This window comes from Roseibium algicola (assembly GCF_001999245.1).
Lineage (GTDB): Bacteria > Pseudomonadota > Alphaproteobacteria > Rhizobiales > Stappiaceae > Roseibium > Roseibium algicola.
Genome location: NZ_CP019630.1, coordinates 2092957 through 2113671 on the forward strand (window position 1 = coordinate 2092957; position 20715 = coordinate 2113671).

General features: G+C 59.4%; 22 protein-coding genes and 1 pseudogene. 10 read left to right on the forward strand and 13 right to left on the reverse strand.

Annotation, left to right across the window (positions count from 1 at the left end; all coding sequences use genetic code 11):
- The first annotated feature begins 1 nt into the window (after position 1).
- From B0E33_RS09785 to B0E33_RS09795, 3 genes are read left to right on the forward strand one after another with little or no spacing between them, the layout of a single operon-like run.
- Positions 2-1174, forward strand: coding sequence for an acyl-CoA dehydrogenase family protein (locus B0E33_RS09785; protein WP_077291070.1), 1173 nt, complete (start codon positions 2-4; stop codon positions 1172-1174).
- Positions 1175-1197: 23 nt separating this feature from the next.
- Positions 1198-2808 carry an acetate--CoA ligase gene (locus tag B0E33_RS09790; protein ID WP_206051423.1) on the forward strand — a complete coding sequence of 537 codons (1611 nt, stop codon included), beginning with the start codon at positions 1198-1200 and terminating at the stop codon, positions 2806-2808.
- Entirely contained in the window at positions 2805-3497 is a 693-nt protein-coding gene (locus B0E33_RS09795; RefSeq protein WP_077291071.1) for a nitroreductase, read from the forward strand. The genes B0E33_RS09790 and B0E33_RS09795 overlap by 4 nt, the downstream gene beginning before the upstream one ends.
- Positions 3498-3616: 119 nt before the next feature.
- Here B0E33_RS09795 and B0E33_RS09800 read toward each other — a convergent pair whose 3' ends face one another.
- The 5 genes from B0E33_RS09800 to B0E33_RS09820 all read right to left on the reverse strand — a co-directional run bounded on the left by B0E33_RS09800 (position 3617) and on the right by B0E33_RS09820 (position 8409).
- Positions 3617-4711 (reverse strand): CaiB/BaiF CoA transferase family protein, encoded by a 1095-nt coding sequence (locus B0E33_RS09800; RefSeq protein ID WP_077291072.1) that lies wholly within the window; start codon positions 4709-4711, stop codon positions 3617-3619.
- Positions 4711-5460 (reverse strand): SDR family NAD(P)-dependent oxidoreductase, encoded by a 750-nt coding sequence (locus B0E33_RS09805; protein ID WP_077291073.1) that lies wholly within the window; start codon positions 5458-5460, stop codon positions 4711-4713. Before B0E33_RS09805 ends, B0E33_RS09800 begins: the two co-directional genes overlap by 1 nt.
- A 79-nt stretch (positions 5461-5539) precedes the next feature.
- Positions 5540-6424, reverse strand: coding sequence for an enoyl-CoA hydratase/isomerase family protein (locus tag B0E33_RS09810; protein WP_077291074.1), 885 nt, complete (start codon positions 6422-6424; stop codon positions 5540-5542).
- Positions 6421-7647: an acetyl-CoA C-acetyltransferase gene (locus tag B0E33_RS09815; RefSeq protein ID WP_077291075.1), complete on the reverse strand. Its 1227-nt coding sequence runs from the start codon at positions 7645-7647 to the stop codon at positions 6421-6423. The genes B0E33_RS09810 and B0E33_RS09815 overlap by 4 nt, the downstream gene beginning before the upstream one ends.
- Before the next feature lie 9 nt (positions 7648-7656).
- On the reverse strand, positions 7657-8409 hold the full coding sequence (locus B0E33_RS09820) for an SDR family NAD(P)-dependent oxidoreductase (protein WP_077291076.1): 753 nt from the start codon (positions 8407-8409) through the stop codon (positions 7657-7659).
- Between the two features lie 101 nt (positions 8410-8510).
- On the opposite strand from B0E33_RS09820, the gene B0E33_RS09825 reads away from it, so the two are divergent.
- The gene (locus B0E33_RS09825; protein WP_077291077.1) at positions 8511-9512 is read left to right on the forward strand and encodes an AraC family transcriptional regulator; all 1002 of its coding nucleotides are present in this window, start codon (positions 8511-8513) and stop codon (positions 9510-9512) included.
- A gap of 86 nt (positions 9513-9598) precedes the next feature.
- Complete coding sequence (locus tag B0E33_RS09830; protein WP_077291078.1) at positions 9599-10345, forward strand: FadR/GntR family transcriptional regulator; 747 nt, start codon at positions 9599-9601, stop codon at positions 10343-10345.
- Positions 10346-10348: 3 nt separating this feature from the next.
- On the opposite strand, the gene B0E33_RS09835 is transcribed toward B0E33_RS09830, so the two are convergent.
- From B0E33_RS09835 to B0E33_RS31280, 8 genes and pseudogenes are all read right to left on the reverse strand, one after another.
- Complete coding sequence (locus tag B0E33_RS09835; RefSeq protein WP_077291079.1) at positions 10349-11491, reverse strand: iron-containing alcohol dehydrogenase; 1143 nt, start codon at positions 11489-11491, stop codon at positions 10349-10351.
- Between the two features lie 57 nt (positions 11492-11548).
- Positions 11549-12685, reverse strand: a complete 1137-nt coding sequence (locus B0E33_RS09840; RefSeq protein WP_206051425.1) for an ABC transporter substrate-binding protein — start codon at positions 12683-12685, stop codon at positions 11549-11551.
- A 77-nt stretch (positions 12686-12762) separates the two neighbouring features.
- A complete protein-coding gene (locus B0E33_RS09845) occupies positions 12763-13776 on the reverse strand; it encodes a branched-chain amino acid ABC transporter permease (protein ID WP_077291081.1) in 1014 nt (337 codons plus the stop codon).
- A gap of 1 nt (position 13777) precedes the next feature.
- A complete protein-coding gene (locus B0E33_RS09850; RefSeq protein WP_077291082.1) occupies positions 13778-14659 on the reverse strand; it encodes a branched-chain amino acid ABC transporter permease in 882 nt (293 codons plus the stop codon).
- Positions 14656-15393, reverse strand: coding sequence for an ABC transporter ATP-binding protein (locus tag B0E33_RS09855; RefSeq protein WP_077291083.1), 738 nt, complete (start codon positions 15391-15393; stop codon positions 14656-14658). The genes B0E33_RS09850 and B0E33_RS09855 overlap by 4 nt, the downstream gene beginning before the upstream one ends.
- A complete protein-coding gene (locus B0E33_RS09860; RefSeq protein ID WP_228148073.1) occupies positions 15390-16142 on the reverse strand; it encodes an ABC transporter ATP-binding protein in 753 nt (250 codons plus the stop codon). Before B0E33_RS09860 ends, B0E33_RS09855 begins: the two co-directional genes overlap by 4 nt.
- 345 nt (positions 16143-16487) lie before the next feature.
- Positions 16488-17134 (reverse strand): annotated as a pseudogene (locus B0E33_RS09865) (transposase).
- Between the two features lie 473 nt (positions 17135-17607).
- Entirely contained in the window at positions 17608-18189 is a 582-nt protein-coding gene (locus B0E33_RS31280) for an ISAs1 family transposase (RefSeq protein WP_208997794.1), read from the reverse strand.
- 712 nt (positions 18190-18901) lie between these two features.
- On the opposite strand from B0E33_RS31280, the gene B0E33_RS09875 reads away from it, so the two are divergent.
- The 5 genes from B0E33_RS09875 to B0E33_RS09890 all read left to right on the forward strand — a co-directional run bounded on the left by B0E33_RS09875 (position 18902) and on the right by B0E33_RS09890 (position 20715).
- Entirely contained in the window at positions 18902-19396 is a 495-nt protein-coding gene (locus tag B0E33_RS09875) for a nuclear transport factor 2 family protein (RefSeq protein ID WP_077291085.1), read from the forward strand.
- Positions 19397-19720: 324 nt separating this feature from the next.
- Positions 19721-19954, forward strand: coding sequence for a hypothetical protein (locus tag B0E33_RS09880; RefSeq protein WP_077291086.1), 234 nt, complete (start codon positions 19721-19723; stop codon positions 19952-19954).
- Positions 19944-20144, forward strand: a complete 201-nt coding sequence (locus tag B0E33_RS31370; protein WP_228148146.1) for a hypothetical protein — start codon at positions 19944-19946, stop codon at positions 20142-20144. Before B0E33_RS09880 ends, B0E33_RS31370 begins: the two co-directional genes overlap by 11 nt.
- Positions 20117-20341: a hypothetical protein gene (locus B0E33_RS09885; protein ID WP_265733547.1), complete on the forward strand. Its 225-nt coding sequence runs from the start codon at positions 20117-20119 to the stop codon at positions 20339-20341. The genes B0E33_RS31370 and B0E33_RS09885 overlap by 28 nt, the downstream gene beginning before the upstream one ends.
- 38 nt (positions 20342-20379) lie before the next feature.
- On the forward strand, positions 20380-20715 hold the full coding sequence (locus B0E33_RS09890) for a transposase (protein ID WP_077291087.1): 336 nt from the start codon (positions 20380-20382) through the stop codon (positions 20713-20715).

The following is a 20715-nucleotide window of genomic DNA, read 5'->3' on the forward strand; positions in this document are numbered from 1 at the left end:
CATGATCGCCTTCGACCCGACCCCAGAACAGGATGCGCTGCGCCAGCGGATCGAAACCTTCGTCATGGAGCAGATTGTTCCTTTCGAGAAAGACCCGCGGTGTGCCTCGCACGGCCCCACCGAAGAGTTGAGGATCGAGCTGAACGCGCTGGCCCGCGAAGCAGGGCTGTTCGCACCGCAGGTGCCCAAGGAATGGGGCGGCATGGGGCTCGACCACGTCAGCATGGCGATTGCCTTCGAGGCCAGCGGGTTGTCGCCTCTTGGCCCGACGGCGATGCATTGTGCGGCGCCGGATGAGGGCAATATGAACCTGCTCCACAAGGTCGCCACCGAAGCGCAGAAACAGCGCTGGCTGAAGCCCTTCGCCGCCGGCGAGTTTCGGTCCTGCTTCTCGATGACCGAGCCTTGGGGCGCGGGGTCCGACCCGTCAGAGATGAAAACCAAGGCGCATTATGACGGCGACGATTTTGTAGTCAGTGGCCTCAAATGGCTGATCACCGGAGCGCAGGGCGCGGGCTTTACCATCATTTTCTGCGACGTGGAAGCCGAAGGCGACAAGCCCGGCGGCCCGACCATGTTGATCTCGGACATGGACGCAGAGGGCATCACCTTGACACGACAGCTCGATACGCTCGACAGCTCTTTCACCGGAGGACACTGGGAAGTGACCTTCGATAACTTGGCAATCCCGGCCGAGAACGTGCTGGGCAAGGTGGGCGAGGGCTTTCGCTATGTGCAGGTTCGGCTCGCCCCGGCAAGGCTCACCCACTGTATGCGCTGGCTGGGTGGTGCTGTGCGGGCGCAGGGAATCGCGCTCGACTATGCACGCAAGCGCGAGGCCTTTGGCAAGCCCATTGGGTTGCACGGAGAGATCGGCGCGATGCTGGCCGAGAACGAGATGGAATTGCAGCAGTGTCGATTGATGGTCTGGTGGGTCTGCGCGCTGCTCGACAAAGGTGAGCGCGGACGGCACGAAAGTTCGATGGTCAAGACAGCGGTGTCAGAGGCGCTATTCCGCGTGGCCGACCGCTGCGTGCAGGTGCTAGGTGGCATGGGGGTGACAGGCGACACGGTGGTCGAGCAGATCTTCCGCGAGACTCGCGCTTTCCGCATCTATGACGGTCCATCCGAGGTACACAAGTGGGCAATCTCGCGTCGGATGATGAAGGGCTGAGACGCTTCAGGGGAGGAGCAAGTATGGAACGAGTGGAGATGACGAGCTACGAGGCAGCCTGTGAGCGCTTCGAATGGCAAGTGCCGGAGACTTTCAATTACGGCGGTGACGTGGTGGATGCCTGGGCAGAGGATCCGTCGCGCATGGCACTGATCTGGGTCGACGATGCGGGCGAAGAGCGGCAGTTCACTTATGCCGACATCCGCGATCTGACCAATCGATTCGCCAACTACTTGACGGCCAAGGGAGTCCAAAAGGGCGATCGCGTGCTGATCATGTTGCCGCGTATTCCCGAGTGGCAAATTGCGATGGTCGGCTGCAACAAGATCGGCGCGATTCCGATCCCCTGCGTCACCATGCTGACCGAAAAGGACGTGACCTACCGGATGGAGCATTCAGGCGCGGTGGCGGTGGTGACGACGGCGGCCGAGACGCACAAGCTTGCTAGCCCAGCCAATATCCAGCTCTCCGTCGGGGCAGCGCCCGCATGGGACGATTACGAGACCGAGATGGCGCGGCAGAGCGCCAGTTTCGCCCCCGTCCGAGTGGAGGCCGAAGACCCGGCAATCATGTTCTATACCTCCGGCTCAACCGGGTTGCCGAAGGGCGTGCTTCACGCCAGCCGGGGGCTGTTTTCCTGGCGCGTATCGGCTTGGTATTGGCTGACGTTGACCGAGGCGGACGTGATGTGGTGTACCGCTGATACCGGCTGGTCAAAAGCCGGCACTTCAATCCTCTATGGCCCATGGAGCTGCGGTGCGACGGTGTTGCTCTATGACGGGCCATTCGATCTCGAAAAACGCCTCGATCTGCTCGAGCGCTACAAGGTTAGTGTCTATTGCGCTGCGGCTACCGAGATCCGGCAGTTGGTGCAGATGGACATTGAGGAGTACGATCTCTCGGCGTTGCGGCTCTCGGTATCGGCGGGCGAGTCGGTGAACCCCGAAATCGTGCGCACCTGGTCTGACAAGACCGGCGCGCTGCTGCTCGACGGTTACGGCCAGACCGAAACGCTGATGACCGTGCTGAACTATCCGGTGATGGACGTAAAGCCCGGCGCCATGGGCAAGCCGTTGCCTGGAACCGAGGTCGCGATCCTAACCGAAAGGGGACACGCAGCCTCCACTGGCACGCCCGGCCAATTGGCTATCCGTTGCCCGCACCCGCAACTGATGCTGGGCTATTGGAATGACGCCGAAAAGACGGCTGAGAGCTTTCTAACGGTGGATGGCGTGACATGGTTCCTAACCGGCGACACCGCCAGCATAGACACGGATGGCTACCTGTTCTACGGTGGGCGCGATGACGACGTGATCAACTCGTCAGGCTATCGCATTGGCCCGATAGAGGTAGAAAACGCGTTGATGGAGCACGAGGCCGTGCTCGAATGCGCCGCCGTTGCCAGCCCCGACGAGACCCGCGGCGAGGTGGTGAAGGCGTTCATCATCCTGAAAGCCGGACATGCGCCGAGTGAGGTGCTGGCAAAGGAGTTGCAAGACTTCACCAAGGCCTTGACCGCGCCCTACAAGTATCCCCGACGAATTGCCTTTGTCGACGACCTGCCCAAGACGCCTACCGGCAAGATCCAGAGACGGCTATTGAAATTGCAGGAGCTGGAGGATCAGTCGGCATGAACTATCTGGACCGGCCTGAGGCCCGCACTGTGAACGAGGCGATCACCTCGCGCCGCTCAATACGGGCCTTCCTGCCTGATCCGGTGCCTCGCGAGATGATCACGCGCATCCTCGAGGTCGCCGGGCGCACGCCCAGCGGATCGAATATCCAGCCGTGGAATGTGGACGTGGTTTTGGGGGAGGCTCTCGATCAGTTGACCACCGCGATCAGCGATCGTTTTGACGCGGGGGATGCCGGCGACGAAGCCTATCAGTATTACCCTGCTCCGTGGCGGGAGCCTTATCTGGCGCGGCGGCGCGAGACCGGCTGGGGGCTTTACTCTGCCCTGGGAATCGAAAAGCATGAGAAAGACCGGATGCGTGCTCAACACCGGCGCAACTTCCTATTCTTCGACGCACCTGTTGGGTTGATTTTTACCATCGACGGCGATCTTCCGGTGGGAAGCTGGCTCGATACGGGCATGTTCCTGCAAAGCATCATGGTTGCTGCGCGAGGCCTCGGGCTGGACACCTGCCCGCAACAGGCCTTTGCCGCCTATCACCAGACCATCCGCGAGATGCTTGATTTGCCCGAGGACCGGACCGTGATCTGCGGGATGGCACTGGGGCTGGCCGATTGGTCCGATCCGGCGAACGGGTTCGAGGCCAGGCGGGTGCCGGTAGAGGAATTTACACAGTTTCATGACTGATGCAGCGATCCATGTTTCGCACCCATATCTGGAAGCGGAGCCTAGACAAAAAAGTCAGTTGTAGTTAGATGCCGCTGATCAGTTCGTGGCGACTGTAGCCGACGGTCAATAGCTCAATCTCAATCGTACCCTTCTCCCTGCTGCTCGCCCACTTCCGGCGCACGTCGCAACGGCGCATTGTCATAGGCTGAAAACTTTACGGGTTGCCGCAAAACCTGCTGCACTGTCCCGTCCTGCCGCGTAACCTCGTCGAACAGTCCACGCGCCTGGAGCTGCGGATCCTTAACCAACTCCTCACGTCGCAGCGCCGGCCCCCACATCTGACCCGAAGCCTCGAAGAGCGCTTCCCAGTGTGTGAAAGGCTTTTCGCGGATGCGCGCGCCGACCTTACCCACCAGCTCATCGCGCCGCGCCACGCGCTCTGGACGGGTAAGGCCCACGCCCTCTTCCAGACCGATATCGCGGCAGAGGCGATCCCAGAAGCTATCCTCATGCGCCACCGAGGTCGTCAGCCATCGGCCATCGGCAGTCTCATAGAGCGCATAGCCAGGGTCGCGCTGGGGGAGGGTGGTGTCCTCGGCCGCATCGACGGCGATGAACGGCGTCTGCAAAGCCAGCACAGCGTCGCTCATGGCTATGTCGACATAGGTGCCTTGCCCGGTCCGTTCCCGCGCCAGAAGCGCCGAGAGAATGCCCGCAACTGCATAGAGCGCCGAGACGGAATCGCCCAAGAGAACCGCCGGAGGCAGACCGTCGACCACGCCGTTAATGCGTTCATCCAGCGCTCCGCCAATCCCTTGAAACGTCAGGTCATGCGCAGGCCGCATCCGGTAAGGGCCATCCTGCCCGTAGCCCGAGATAGACACGTAGATCAGCCGAGGGTTCACCGCTTTCAGGTCATCATAGCCAAGCCCCAGCTTCGCCAGTTTGCCCGGCCGGAAACCTTCCAGGAACACATCGGCCTGTTCGACCAGCTTCAGCAGGTCCGCCTTCTGCTCGGGTTGTCGTGCATCCAGAGCCACCGAGCGCTTGTTGCGGTTCAGCCCCTCGTAGAAGGACGGCAGGAACCGCGAGGGATCGCCACCAGGCCGCTCAACCTGGATCACGTCAGCGCCCATGTCCGAGAGCGTCAGCGTGCAGAACGGGCCGGGGTATTGCTCGGCCATCGAAACAATTTTCAGCCCTTCAAGAGCTCCGGGTTTGCGCTCTGCCATCAAATCGCCCAGCTTTGTGCGTCGTCCACCGTCAATGCCTCGCCATTGACGAACTGGCTGCGCGGATCGACGAGGAAGAGCAGCGCGCTGTCGAGGTCCTTTGGCTTGCCCACGCGTCGGCGCGGTAGTTTGGCCAGTTCGGCTTTGCCCTGTTCGGTTTCCCAGAATTCATCGTTTATCGAGGTCCGGATATAGCCCGGGCAGAGCGCGTTAACGCGGATGCCGTGCGGCCCCCATTCGAGCGCATGGCCGGCGGTCAGATGCCGGATCGCGGCCTTCGACATGGTGTAGAGCGACACGCCTTTGGCAACACGAGTCGACAGCATAGAAGAGACATTGACGATACAGCCTTCGCGGCCTTCGTCGATCCAGTGCTCTGCGCAGAGCTGCGACAACCGCCAAGGCGCGCGGACGTTGACCGCCATGGTCTGCTCGAAGTCCTCAAACGTGGCCTTGTGTGCGCGAGCCGGTCTGCTAATACCTGCGTTGTTGATGAGGATATCCGGGCTCCCCATCCGCTCGGCAATGGCGCTAATCAGCGCATCTGGCGCGGCGGAGTTGGTGGCGTCAAATGCAAAGGCCTGCGCCTTGCCGCCCTCGGCCTCTATCTTGGCAACCAGCTCATCCAGCTTGCCGGTGCTGCGAGCGGCCACTGCAACGGCTGCCCCCTCCCCGGCCAACGTCAGAGCGAATTGATAGCCCAACCCAGACGACGCCCCCGTCACGATCGCGATCTTGCCTACAAGCATGGCTTTCCCTTTCCTCCCAGAGCCCGATTTCCGTCACGCTATCACGCGGCATACTGTCGGACAATAATGAAAGCATCTGTCAGGCAACTTTGCCGAAGAACCGCCTCTGCATGGTCTCTTTCACCGAGGGAATTTGAACAAGTTCGATGAACCGGCGCACCTCGAGCCGCAGAGCGGGCTCGATCGGCATCTGCAGCCCGTGATAAACCGCTTCGGCGATCAACCTCTGTTCGGGCCGCCCTTCGACACCATCGCGGATCAACCCGGCGTTCAGCTTGTGAAAGAACCGCTCGAAGGTTGCCCCGCCCGGCCCCCGATAGCCGCGCACCATCCACGGCTGCTGCGCCTCGGGGTTTGCGAGCAGCCATGCGTGGGCAGTATCGCGAAGTGCGTCCGGTGAAACCACCTCCCTCACCAGCCCCAAAGATTTCGCCGTTGTCACGTCATATGTCGCCCCCGCGAGCATATCCTCGACCGCCCGCTGCCACGGTGCCAACCGCGTCATGCGTTGCGTCCCACCAAAGCCCGGCATCAGGCCGAGACCGGCCTCGGGCAGGCCAATCTTAGCCGCCGGAACATCCACCGCGAAACGCGCGTGTGCTGCTAGCGCCATCTCGAAGCCACCACCGAGGCAATGGCCGTTGATCGCTGCCGCCACCGGCTTGCCGCAAGTCTCCAGCCGGTAGAAGCTGTCCTTGATGCGGGCCATGACGGACCACAGATCCTTGGGCGTCATATCGAAGAACCCTCCGATCATCCGCAGATCGGCCCCGGCGTGGAACATGCTCTTGCCGGAGGTGAGCAGCACGCCGTGGATCGTATCATCCACGGCGACGCGTTCGACCAGCGTCACCCATTCCTGAATAGCCTCGGCGGAAAATACGTTGACCTTACGCTGCGGGTCGTCCCAGTACAGCTCGGCGATGCCGTAGGCGTCGGTGCTCAGGGTGATGATCTGGGTCATGTTGTGTCTCCGTCGATGCGTTCGATCACCATGGCGATAGCCTGGCCGGTCGCGGCGCAGAGCGTGGCGCAACCGAACTGCTTGTCCGCCCGCTCCAATTCGTCGAGCAAAGTGCCGAGGATCATCGCGCCCGTCGCCCCCAAAGGGTGGCCCATGGCGATGGCGCCGCCGTTGACATTCATCCGGTCGTGGCCAATGCCGGTTTCTTCTTGGAAATACAACACCACCGACGCGAAAGCTTCGTTCAGCTCCCAGAGATCGATGTCTGAGTAGCTCAGCCCGGCCTGTTTCAGCGCCCGATCACAGGCGGCTTTGGGACCGGTCAACATGATCGTCGGTTCTGAGCCAACCGAGGCCAGCCCAAGAATGCGCGCCCGAGCGGTCAGCCCCTGAGCCTTGCCCGCCGCCAGTGAGCCAACAAGCAACGCAGCAGCGCCATCGACGATCTGCGAGGAATTTCCGGCATGGTGGACGTATTTCAGCGAGCCAATCTCCGGGTATTTCTGTTCCACGACCGCGTCATAGCCCATCTTTTTGGCGTATCCCTCAAACGACGGGTTGAGCGATCCCAAAGACTGCATATCGGCCTTGGGCCGCATTGCCTCGTCCCGGTCGAGCACGGTTAGCCCGTTGCGGTCCTTGACCGGCACGATGGACCGCGAGAACCGCCCTTCGTTCCAGGCTTGGGCTGCGCGCTTTTGGCTCTCCATCGCCAGCGCATCCACGTCATCGCGGCTGTAGCCCCGGAGCGTCGCGATAAGGTCGGCCGAGATGCCCTGAGGCACAGATTTGCGCGGAATGGCGATGCCCGGATCGGCCAGCACCGGCATTCCCGAGGACAGTATGGGCACCCGACTCATCATCTCCACCCCGCCGGCAACCACCAACCCGGCTTCGCCGCTAGCGACCTTACCGGCGGCGATGGCACAGGCCTCGAGCCCTGAGGCGCAGAAGCGGTTAACCTGCACGCCTGGCACTGCCTCGTCATAGCCCGCTTCGAGCGCCGCCGTACGCGCGATGTCGCCGCCCTGATCGGCCACAGGATCGACGCAACCCAGCACCACGTCCCCCACCGCCGAGGTGTCGAGAGTTGACCGTTCTTTCAGCGCCTTGAGCGGCACCGTTGCCAGCTCCACCGGGCTCAACTCTGCCATGGCGCCGACCGAGGCCTTGCCCTTGCCACGCGGCGTGCGAACGGCGTCGAATATTTGTACATGTTGCATTGAATACTCCTATTTGGCGGTCATCCGCAGCGCGCCATCCAGCCGAATAACCTCGCCATTCAGCATCGGGTTGCGGAAAATCGAAACCACGAGGTCGGCGAATTCCGAGGCCTTCCCGAGCCGCGGCGGAAACGGTACTTTAGCCCCGAGCGAGTCCTGCACCTCTTGCGACAGACCAGACATCATCGGCGTCTCGAATATTCCCGGCGCGATCGCCATCACCCGGATGCCTGACCGCGCCAGTTCGCGCGCCGCTGGCAGGGTCAGGCTAACAACGCCGCCTTTTGAGGCGGCATAGGCTGCCTGTCCGATCTGCCCGTCGAACGCCGCGACCGAGGCCGTGTTGACGATCACGCCGCGTTCGCCATCCGGTCCCGGTTCGCCCTCGGCCATCGCCTCGGCGGCGAGACGCATGGTGTTGAAGGTGCCGATGAGGTTGATCGTCACAGCCCGCGAAAAGGCCTCGAGTTCATGCGGCCCGTCACGGCCCATGATCTTTTGGCCCGGCGCGATCCCGGCGCAATTAACCAGCCCGTGGACGCCGTCAAAGCGGGTCTTGGCAGTCTCGATTGCCTGGGTCACCTGCTCGGGCGAAGTCACGTCAGTCTTGACCATCGCCAGATTATCGCGTTCGGCCACGCCGTCGACATTGATGTCGAGCCCGACCAAGTTAGCGCCGCTCCATAGCAGCCTCGCCATCACGCCGGCGCCAAGCCCTGAGCCCGCGCCGGTGACCAGTATCGTCTTACCTTCGATGTCCATGCTTTCCTCCCCGATCGATCATTCGATCTGTAGTTCGTACTTAAGTGGCAAACAATGACATTCGGGTTCCATTCTCTGATCGAAAATGCAACTATTCATCTATGTCCAAACTCGACGCCCCGATCGCTGAGATCTTTATGGAAGAGGCTTTTGCGTGCGCCCGCAGCGTTGCCCTCGACGTCGCGCCTATCGCGCGCCGGATCGCCCCTGACGGGCAGATGACGCTGGCACGATACGGAGAACTCTGGTTCGCCCTCGCGCAGGAAATGCAGGACGAAATGCTGGGCATGACCACACATCCGATGCGGCCGGGAAGCTTTGCCTTGATGTGCCACGCGATCCGTAGTGCGCCCAGCTTGGAAAAGGCTTCGGAGCGCGCGCTTTGGGCGCTGAACCTGATGATAGGCGCGCCGAGGGGGGAGCTGATTTTGCGCAACGGGCAGGCTCGTATCAGCTTTACCGATGACGGACCTCCCGCCTCGGCTTTTGCTTATCGCACGCTGCTGATTGTCCTGCTGGGGCCGATTTGCTGGCTGGCGCGGCGGCGTCTACCGTTGATACAGGTAGCCTTCCGCTGCGTCACGCCCGAGGGGGCAGAGGCCTATTCGCGGCTATTCGGAACCCAGGTACAGTTCGGCGCGGCCACCACTCAGGTGGTGATCGACGCTGCGCATTTCGCTTTGCCCATCAATCGCAGTGAAGCGGCGTTGAAACGGTATCTGAAGCAGGCTCCCGGCAACCTGCTGGTCGGCTATCGCGGCATGGATGACACGATTGGCCAAATCCGGGCCTTATTGACCCGGCAGCCACCTCGGGACTGGCCGAATTTCGACAGTGTCGCGCGACAGTTCCGCATGTCACCCAGCACCTTACGGCGGCAATTCAAGGATCAGGGACAGAGTTATCGAGGGCTCAAGTCCGAGCTGCGAGTTGCCCGTGCCAAACATCTGCTGGCCGAGACCGACACGTCAGTCGCGGAGGTCGCCGACCTTCTGGGATATGCCGAACCGAGCGCCTTTTTTCGAGCTTTTCAGAGCTGGGTGGCCACCTCCCCGGCGCAGTATCGGGCATCGATCCGGAGCAATGCATCTTTGCTGGACTAAAGTATGTGCAAAAAAGAAAATACTCGCCTTAGTGCCGGTCACTGTGTAAACATTGCCCTCAATGTAGAGCGCCGCGAAAGTAACCCATGAAACTAAACCTAGACAATACCGCCGAATTGCCTGTTTTTCGGCAACTCGCCTTGGCCTTGCAACGGAAGATCCTGTCTGGCGAATTACAGCCTGGAGAGCGCATGCCCGCCGAAACTGCGCTGGCTAGCGAGAACGGCATCCATCGCTCGACCGTCCGTGAGGCGATCCGCTCACTGGAACAACAGGGGTTGCTTTACCGCGAAGAGGGCAAGCGCAAGCTGTTTGTGTCACGTCCCGATACCGAAGAGCTCTCGCGCCGGTTAGTCACGCCGATGGTGATGAACGGAGTGACATTCGAAGAGATCTGGGAAGCGATCCGCGCGCTCGATCCCGTGGCAGCCGAGGCCGCGGCGAATCGGCGCGATGTCGATAATCTTGCTGCACTTGAGGATAACATCATCAAGACCAAAGCGGCAATGAATGACCCAGACGCACTGGTGAAGCTAGATATCGAGTTCCACGAACTGATTGCGCTGGCCGCCAACAACCGGGTGATCCAGTCGCTCAGACTGCCGATCAGCGACCTTTTTTATCCGTCGTTTCAAACGGTGATGACCAGCCTAAATGCCAGCGAACGACTGCTGACCGCGCATGAGAAAATTCTGAAGGCGATCAAGTGGGGCGACGCGGCAGAGGCCAAGGAGTGGATGATCAAACACCTCAACGACTTCCGTAAGGGCTATGAGCTGGCCAGCCTCGATATCACCGGACCGGCCGTGCTTCCCAAGGCGCAGGACGATTAAGGCTTAGGCCGCTAGTTCGAGGATCTGCAGGACGTCTTCCGCGCCGTTGATCGGGCGCGGGTTCTTCGGCACCCAGAGGGTGTGTAGCGCGGCCTCGGCGATTTCAGGAAAGGCGTCACGGGAAATCCCATTCGCGAACAAGCCACGTGGCTGCCCCAATCCTTCAATCAAACTGTGAAGAAGGTCTGCGGCGGGCGCTGCCACATCGCCCAGGGCCTCAGCCACCAGCGCCTGACGGCCCTCATTTACCGATATATTCCATTTCATCACCGCAGGCAGAATCAAGCATGAGGTATGACCATGCGGCACACCGTATTTCGCACCCAGCACGTATCCGATCCCGTGGCTCGCCCCCATTGGCACACCGCTGGTGAGCGGCCCCATCGACAACCAAGCACCAAGCAAACAATCCTGACGCGCCTGCTGGTCTGCGGCATTGGCCTTGACCCTGCGCAAACCACCCGCCAGCAACCGCAACCCGTGCAGCGCTTGGGCGTCCCCAAAGGGGTTGGCGTCTTGCGAGCAGATGCCCTCGACACAGTGGTCGATGGCGCGCACTCCTGTTGACAATAACAGCCATTCCGGCGTGTGCCGCGCAACCTTGGCATCCAATATCACGACATGAGGCATAAGGCTCGTATGACGCAAAATGTCTTTGGTACCGCTCGCCTCGTTGGTGACACCGGTGATGGCGCTGAACTCGCCAGCAGAGAGCGTGGTGGGAATGGAGATTTGCGGAACAGTCGGTGCGGCAATCTCAACGTCGCCACAAAGTTGGTCGATGCTTTTAGCATCCCGAATGTCGTTGGCGAGACAAAGCGCCACCGCCTTGGCCCCGTCTGTAGGTGACCCCCCGCCGATGGTCACGATAAGATCAGCTCCAACCTCTCGCGCCACTTCAGTTGCTGCAATGACGTCGCTACGCGGCACATGCGCGCGCATCCGGTCAAAAATCCCGGCACTGCGATTGCCCAAGGCGGCGGTTAGCTTGTCAACCTCATCGGTTTCGCGGCAGAGTGTGCCGCTGGCGATGATAAAGACACGACGCGCGTCCAGCCGTTCCGCTTCTTCCGCAAGCGCCGTCGCGGCAGGGCCGCCGTGAACCACGGCTTTCATCGGGGTAAGCTCTATCCGGGGCATTGGCATCTCCGCTCATCCCGGCAGCGCACCCTGGGAGTTGGGGCCCGCTGCCGTTTGGGCATATTAATCGACAGCGATTACATCGCCGAACAATCCCCAGTTTTCGCCGTCGAATTTCATCAACGACATCGCTTCGATCGGTGCAAAATCATCCGCTGCGGTGTTCACTGTGATGCCGGGAAGCAACATCGGCGCTTCGAACCCGTCAAGGTTGGATGCCACCTTCATCAGGTTCTCGCGCGTAAGTTCTTCACCCGCTTCCTTCAGAACATGTTCAATCGTGTAGGCCGTGGAATAGCATGACCAATCCCACCAGTTGCCCTCTGACGCCTTGGGGAAATAGTTGGCCTTAAATTCCTGCCAAGCCTGTACGTCCGCATCCTCGGCATAGGCCGGGTTGGTCGGCTCTTTCAGATACTGAGTCGAGATGATGTCGGTCGAATGATCCAGCCCCGCAGGGTCCAGCACCGCAGATTTGGCATTGGAAACCGAGACGAGAAATTGTGTCGGTTTCCACCCAATCTCACCCGCGCGGCGGATGGCCTGTGCGGCGAACTTCGGGGAAGCTATGTTAAAGAACACGTCTGCGCCGCTATCTTTCAGTGTCGACATTTGGCTGTCGACCGTGGCGGCGGAGGTGTCGTAGCTCACTGACGAAACGATCAAGCTTTCATCTTCCAACTGGTCGATGAAAGCATCCATATAGTCGCGGCCGAAATCGTCATTTTGATAGAGAATACCAATTTTGGCGTCGGGCATGTTTTCCTTGATGTACCTAGCATAGATCCGACCCTCAGCTGCGTAACTAGGGGTAAAGGCCATGGTCCAGGGAAAGTTATCAGGATCGTCCCACTTTGATGCTCCTGTGTTTAGGAAGAGGTGCGGCACCTTGCGCTGATTCATGTAGCGGTGGATCGCGGAATTGGTAGGTGTGCCAAGGTTCCCTGCAACAAAAAGCACACCTTCGCGTTCGACAAGGCGACGTGCCTGGTCAACCGTCTTAGCTGGATTGTAGCCGTCATCCTGTACAGAGACAGTAACCCTACGGCCATTGATTCCGCCTCTGTCGTTCACCATGTCAAAATAGGCCGCAATGCAGGTACCGGCGGTGCCATAGGCCGAGAGCGGACCGCTGAGCGGCACGATAATGCCGAACTTAATCTCGGCGTCGGACGCTCCTCGGTCATAGTCTGCAGCCATGGCTCCACTCGCGAGGGTGAAGCCCAAAGCGAGGGCAGTAGTTAATTTTAGCATTTTCGGTTCCTCCCTGTCTGCTGTTAGTCGTTCGTATGAGTTGCAAGTTTGTTCCAGGTCCAGCCGAGCATTCCGGCCAGCCCGCGGGGCTGGATCGCCATGATCGCGATGATCACGCCGCCGTAGACAGCCCAGCTTCCGCCCTGCCAGATTTCCTCGGTCATATTGGGAACCAGGACGATAAAGACCGCACCGAGAAGCGGACCGATCAGAGGCGAGCACAGCCCACCCACGACGACCGCAGTGAAGAGCGAAATTGACAGAAAGAAAGGAAAGCTGTCAGGCGCTACGAATTGCACCGCCACCGCCTGAAGCGCGCCGCCGACTGAGCAGGCCAGCACCGAGAAGACGAATGCGCGGGTCTTGGCGCGGGTGATGTCGAAGCCCATAGCGCGGGCCGCAATCGGGTTGTCACGCGTGGCGATCCACGCCTTGCCGTTCAGTCCGCGCACCAATCGAAGTGTTAGGAAGGAAAAGAGCACAAAATAGCCCACCACGGCGAGATAGATCGACTGGTCTAGGTCCAGGCTGGTCCAGTCGGGGGCGGGGTTGATCTGCAGGAAGATCCCCTGAACGCCACCCGTCCATTCCGAAAAAAGATCCGATCGCAGGACTGTCGGCGTGGCGATCGCCAGCCCGAAGGTCGCAAGCGCCAAGTAGACCCCTTCCAACCTCAACGCGGGCTTGCCAATCAACCACCCTGCCACCATGCCGACGGTACCTGCAATCACCGGCGTCCATGCGAAAGGTACCCCAAAATGATCGATGCAAATCGATGCAGTATAGGCTCCGATCGCAAAGAAGGCTCCATGGCCCAGTGAAATCTGACCATTGTAGCCCATCAGCACGTTCAGCCCCATCGCAGCGATGGCATAAGACAGGATCGAGGAGGCGAGGAACAGCTCGTAACCTTCCAGCACCCCGGTCGCGGCCAGTAGGGCCAGCGCGGCGGTTCCATATCCAAGCCGCGCCAATGGAACCGACGCCTTCCGGGAGGCTCTCAAGGCTTGAGTAATGTCTGTGCTCTCCGTGGTCATTTCACACCCTCCGCGTCATGAATTCACCGAAGAACCCTGCGGGTCGCACCAGCAGAACCGACAGGATCAGCATCAGCGCGATCAACTCGCGAAACTCGATACCGTAGGGGACATAGGCCGAGACCATTGCCTCCAACACGCCCACGATCAGCCCGCCTAGGGCGGCGCCAAAGGGGCTCGTGATGCCGCCCAGAAGCGCGCCCGCCAGGGCAAAGATCAGCGGCGCGAGGCCCATCCCGGGATCAAGAAATGTCACCGGTGCAATCATCACGCCAGCCACCGCGCCAATTCCTGCCGCCAACCCCCATCCGAGTGCCAGCATGACTGACACGTTAATGCCCACAAGGCGGCTGCTCACGTGATTGTCCGCAGCAGCCCGCAGTGCGAGGCCGAGGCGGGTGTAGCGAAAGAAGAACCAAACCGCCGTCAACACCGCGCCGGTGGCCAGCAAAGACCCTAACGTATGCACACGGATAGACAAATCCGCCATCAGGTTGATCGAGCCATCAGAGAAGGCGCTTGGAAAGGGTTTGACCTCGTAGTTCCAGATGGCGCCAGCAAGGCTGTGGACGCTGAGAAACAGCCCCACGAAAACCGCCACTAGCACCAGGTCATCGGCCTTGGCAAAGGGTCGGATAACGACCCGCTCCAGCACGATGGCACCGATAAAAGAGACCGCCACGGTCAGTAGTATCGCGGGCCAGATCGACACGCCCATCTGTACTAGGGTCCAGGCAATGAATGTTGAGAATACCGCCATCTCGCCTTGGGCAAGGTTCACGTGGCCGGTGGATTTGTAGATCATCACCAACGCCAGTGCCATGATCGCATAGATGCCGCCGGATGACAGGCCGATGATGAGTTGCTCAAGGAAAAATGTCATGCCCCCGCTTCCTCTGACGTGATGTTGCCCAGATAGGCCCGTGCGATCTCCTGGTTCTGTGAAAGCTCTTCGGTGCTGCCACGCGCCACGAGGTTGCCGACCTCCAGAAGCGCGGCATTTGAGGCCAGTTTCAGAGCGAGATTGGAATTTTGCTCGACCAAAAGCATGGACACACCGGCATCACCGGCGATTTGGTCGAGAATCTCGAACAGCTGCTTCACAATCACCGGCGCCAGACCGATTGAGGGTTCGTCCAATAGGATCAGCCGCGGCTCCGCCATCAGCGCCCGGCCAATCGCCAGCATCTGCTGCTCGCCGCCCGAAAGCGTACCGGCATGTTGACCCACGCGCTCTTTCAGTCGTGGGAAGTAGTCGAACACTCGGTCGAGCGATCGCCGGAAATTGCCGCGCTCTTCCGCGGTGAAGGCCCCGAGCCGCAGGTTGTCCATGACCGTCAGGCTCGTGAAGGTGCCGCGTCCGTCCGGAACATGGGCGACCCCCATTCGAGCGATGACCTCGGTGCTCTTGCCTTTGATGTCCTCGCCGAAAAGCCGCACTTCACCATGTGTTTCGATCATGCCGCAGATTGCGCGTAGCGTGGTTGTCTTGCCCGCACCGTTGGCACCCAGAAGCGCCGTCACCTCGCCTTCGGGTACCTCGAGATCGATGCCATGCAGGATGCTGCCGTGGCCGTAAGACGCCGTGACGTTGTTGAGTTCCAAGGCAAGTTTCATGCCGTCTCCTCCCCGAGATAGGCCTGAAGCACCTGCGGATGTGTCCGCACCTCATGCGGCAGCCCGTCGGCGATCTTCTGCCCGAAGTCCATCGCCACGACGCGGTCGGAGACCTTCATGACGAGGTTGAGATGATGTTCAACCAGCAGCACCGCAACCTTGAACTCGTCGCGCACTTGCCGGATCAAATCCTCCAGATGCGCCACCTCTTCGCGGTTCAACCCGCCAGCAGGTTCGTCTAGCATCAAGAGGCTCGGTTCGGCGGCCAGCGCACGAGCGAACTCGATCCGCTTGCGCACCGCAAAGTTCTGGTCGGCGATGGTGTGGTCGGAGATATCGGCCAGATGGAGCAACGACAGCAGATGCATGATTCGGTCGCGCGTCTCGGCGCGTTCGCGGCGCACTTTCGGACCGCCAAGGATATCCGCCGTCAGGCCGCCGCTCATTGCGAATTGGGCGCCGGTCAAAACGTTCTCGTAGACCGTCATTGTCTCGAAGAGCGCGGTGTTCTGAAAGGTGCGGCCAATCCCACGCGCTGCCATGTCCTCGGGCTCGAGCGGCGTGGTGCTTTCACCATACACAAAGATATCGCCCGAGTTTTGGCGATAGAGCCGGCTAAGACAGTTAAACAGTGTGGTCTTGCCGGCGCCATTCGGGCCGATCAACCCGAGGATCTCTTGTTCGTAGATCTCGAGACAGATTTTTTTGAGCGCAATAACTCCACCAAATTGGATAGTGAGGTCGCGCACCTCGAGAAGCAAGACTCCATATTGCCGCACATTAAATCCTCCACTCAGTCTATTAGGCCATTTTTCTATTTATAGTCCGACATTGTTGTTATTTTGTTGAGCTGTCAAGTGACTATTGTGTAGTGTATGGCAATTTCGTGGGCGCCGCTGCATTGGACAACTATCGCGATCGCAAGTGCTTCTGTAGATTAGTACGGCTCTCGCTGAACAACTGATCCCTCAAATGTCGTTCATGTCGACCGCCTGGACTCGAACGAAGCGATAGCAGCAAGCGCGCAGCGCTTTAGGGGAGGCGTTGTTGCGAAACTGATGCTTGAGGCATGAGAGCCCCTTAGACCTATGATGTCATGCCACGCGAACGACTTCTGCGTTGCCGAGGGCGTTGAAGCGGTTCACGAGCTCGACGCGGCCGCGGGCGTGGCATCCTGTCCATCGCGTCCAGAAGGCTCGGACATAGTGGCGATGTCTTCGGTCTCGGGGATCTGGCCCAGCAGGTCTGGCAGGACGGAGTGTCGCCGTCTCGGCTGAGGGTGAACTCCACCGCATGGATGTCGGACGTGGTGGTGTCCATGACCAGGTGGACTTGCGTCATTGGCGTCGGTCCTTCACAACGCGCTTGCGAGCTTGCCACGCGCAGTCACCGAGGGCCTTGATCCCGGCGCTGCCCACGAGCAAATTGAGCGACCCATCGGCGCGCCGATACAGGATCTGGACCTTCAGGGTCTTTGGCCTTCGGCACAGGGTTAAATAGTCCGGGATGGGCCAGTCCAGGCCGGCCAGGCACAACAAGCAGGCGAAATTCCAGCGATCTGCCTGGGCGGAAGCTGGAACAGCACGTTGATCGACAGGCAGAACTGGATCGCTGCGTTCGAAAAGACTGGCGGCCGCCCTGATCGCCCCTCATGCGGCACGTGCTAGGTCGTCTCCTTGTCCAGCCAGATCCGCAACGAGCCGTTTGTCGTGCAGTAGCGCGCAGGCGCCGGCTTCGTCATGCCGCCCGTCTAAGCGCATCGATTTGTAAAGTGAATCTCTCACCGGCAGAGTTCTGCAACAACGCCACGCCGATGTTTCTTAATCGCGTGCACCCTTCATCTTGGGTTCCCAAATAGGCTGTCGCCTAAGGGTTAATACAATCGAACGCTGCTCTGCAAAAGCCTATGTCCTTTGTACCGTGATGGCCATGTGCACCCGTCGGGTGGATGATGCACAACGCACCGCAATCTTTGGTGACAAAAATGACATGATCCAGTGTCCGAATACCCCCCCCCACAGTTTGATCAACTTGTCATTTCCGAATGAACACTTGACTGCCTACTAAATCTAAATCATTGTCGGACAGTATGTAGCAAAATAAGATTGAATGGCTTCTCATGGATTTATTGTACGACAATGGAAGAGCTTGCTTCTCAAAACTCACTCCCCCGCCAGGCAAATTGGTCAGGGCAATCGCATTTGGCTCATGTTCCTACGCCATTGAGTACGTTGCGGAGGAAGGCGTCGTCCCAACTCGCTCGCTTGAGCTTGACCCCTGCGATGTGTCGTGGCGCACGACGTTAAGGGCAGGTTGTCGCAGGATGGCGACACTACCAGAACTGTTATCATTGCGGTTGCGTGCGGCATCTTCGCGGAAGGACAGGACTAGTTGCCAGTGGAGGTTGTCCCCGATGGCTCGATGGGTACGTACGGTCGCGAGCAGGACGTCCAGTGTAGGCACACAGGACAGGGCAAAATATCTTGTCTCAGAAGTTGTGCCGTCGGCTGTCTTGCGGGTGACCTCAACCCGTGCAAAGGCCTTCAGGTCCAGGAAATCATGATGATCAGTCAACCGCTTGCTGGATACGACAACTGCTCTCCGGTTCTCTGTCCGACCTTGGCCAACGTCCTCGGTGATGGCCGTAGGATGAGCGTCCTTCTGCGTCCCGAAGCAGGACCGGGCATCGAACAGGAGCGGGTACTGATTGGCCTCGAGCACCAGGCACCAGTCGCCACCGCCGGAGTTGATCGCCGCAACCATACGGCAATTGCAGTGGAGCGCATCGGTGGTCACCACCTAGCCATTGAGCGTGATCAGGCCGTGTGCGTCGATCGCGGCCTCCAGTTCCGAGACCCGATCGGCCGGCACGGTGGCCAGTGGCAGATGCAGCCGGACCGCATGGTTCGAGACCATACTTCGCGTCGGGCGCTCTCGCCTGCATGGCGAGCGCCGCGCAACGCATTACCGTCGATGGCAATCACATCGCCGTCCCGAACGAGAGTAGCAACCTTGGACAGAACGCGCCCGAAGGCCGTCATCTCAGCGCAGGAGGTTGCGCCGCAAAGCACAGAATCGAAGGCGATGACAAGTAACTCCCGAGACCATGTCGGGTGTTCTCTGCGCCGGAATCAGGAACGTCTTCGAAGGAGGGCAGAAACATATACATGACAGTGATGGGCTCCAGGGTAAGGACCCAACTCAAGAATTCACCCGCGCGTTGGCCACAAGACACGCCGTCCAACACGTCACAGCCATATGCGATTTCCCTGGCAAATTGGTGGCGTCATTGCGCTTAACGGGATGCCGCTCGATTTACATAAACAAAAAACCCTTGGTCCAACTGGACGTATTTGGCACGGGCATGAGGCCGATGCTGACCACTATTCACGCCCAAGATCGGTTGGGATGCGGCACGATCCCTTATCTAGGATTTTAAAACCAAATCAACTGAAAACGGGATTGGCCTGAAGGCAAAACACCAACAATCGCTCAGGAGAAAATTAATATGGCAATGACTGACTCACAGAAACTCGAAAAGCTGAATTCTATTGATGAGATTCTCCGGCTGAAGCACATCTATTGGATGTATAACGATGTCGGCTTTCAAGGAGATAAGATTGCAGAGTTGTTCGCCGAGGACGGTGTTTGGTCAAATGACGGTGCGTGGTCGAAAAAGCAACTGGGTTACTATAAGGGCCGCGAGGCAATTCGTGATTTCTTTAATGGTTTGTCCGGCGCAGTTCCGTTTTGTGCGCACATAGGAATGAATCCGATTATCGAAGTCAATGGCGATACCGCCGTTGGGAAATGGCGCGCTCTTTTGTTGGGGACCACTGTCAATGATGAAAATCCCAGAGCCGACTTCATTCTAATCGACTATCTTGATGAGTTTGTACGTGTCAATGGTGTTTGGCAGATCAAAAAGATGGACATTCTTTTCAACTTTAACGTGCCATTCGGTTCATCCTGGGCCGGACTGGAAGTCGTTAGGAAAGACTGATGTGATGATCATGGTGATCCAATACACTACAAACGGCCCGTTCATTTCTCGAGACCATTGACCGGTGCTCTGAGACCGAAGTCTGGATCGCCAGAGGTTGGAGTTTTCCGGCTACTTTCACGGTGACGGGCTGGGGATGCCACCGTGATTATGCAGCGCGATCGGCACCTAGTTGCCAATGGATCCGTGAGGTCTTTGTTCGTTGTACAACTTGACGACGGAACACCCACGGGGCCGGTGATGACCGCGAGCTTCTTTATCCTTGGCATCCCTGGGCTGGGCGGCAGGTTCATGTCCATGAGATAATCGAGAAGTCCGGCCTGGATGTTCGACCGGACCGCCAGCACGAACTGGCATGTGACGGCAACGCCGCATGTCACTTTCACGGCACTTCGCGTCCTGGACGAGCTTCTCCGGGACGTGGGTACCCCCTCGCATCGGCAGGTACTGCCCGCCGAGACGCGTCAATCCGTGACGAGGCTGATGACGCGCCTGATCCTGAGCCACATCGACGGCGAGCGCGTCGTACAGCGGGAAGGCCAGGATCATGATGCATGAGAAGATCGATGACGATCTTGGTCGTTCTGCCGCCGGCGGTGTCGCACGCGCCCTTTTCGACCGGATGGTCGCTGAGGTCTGCCTTGGCAAGATCGGCGCGGTCGCCGCGCGGGAGTGTCTCGGTTTGCTCGCAACAGGCGCGAGTGGCAGCAACTCATCGAGATGTACCGGGTCGTCGACACGGTACTGATTGGTCCAGAGACGGTCTATGCGCCGCGCCAGAGCAATGACCGTCTGCTTTTGGGGCTGAAGGGAAGCCTCGATAAGTTTGAACTCGATCTCTTGCGCCAGCGTTCGCTCTCGGCCCGCTACGAGAAGGCCAAGCGCGGCGAACTCATCGTCGCTGCGCCCGTCGGCTCGGTGAAAGTCATGCACACGCCCTTGTAGAACTCGCCGACTTCCGTTTTGCCGATGCCGGAAGAACCATGCTGGTTCAGGACAACTTGAACGCCCACAACCCCGCTTCACTTTGTGCTACCTTCGAACCGGCCAAGCCCAAACTCATCACCGAAAAGATCGAGCGGAATCATACGCCCAAACACTGTCCTTGGCGCAACATGGCCGAAGCGGAACTGCCAATCCTGTCGCGTCAGTGTCTAAGAAAACGAGCCGACAGTCAGAAAGACTTGGCGCGAGACGTTTGCGCTTGGGCCGAGGATGCCACAGCAAAAATAGCATCGTCGACTGGCAGTTCACAAATGAAGCCCATGCATGAAATTCAGAAAACTATAACTATCAGTGTGACTGAATCAGAGGACTGA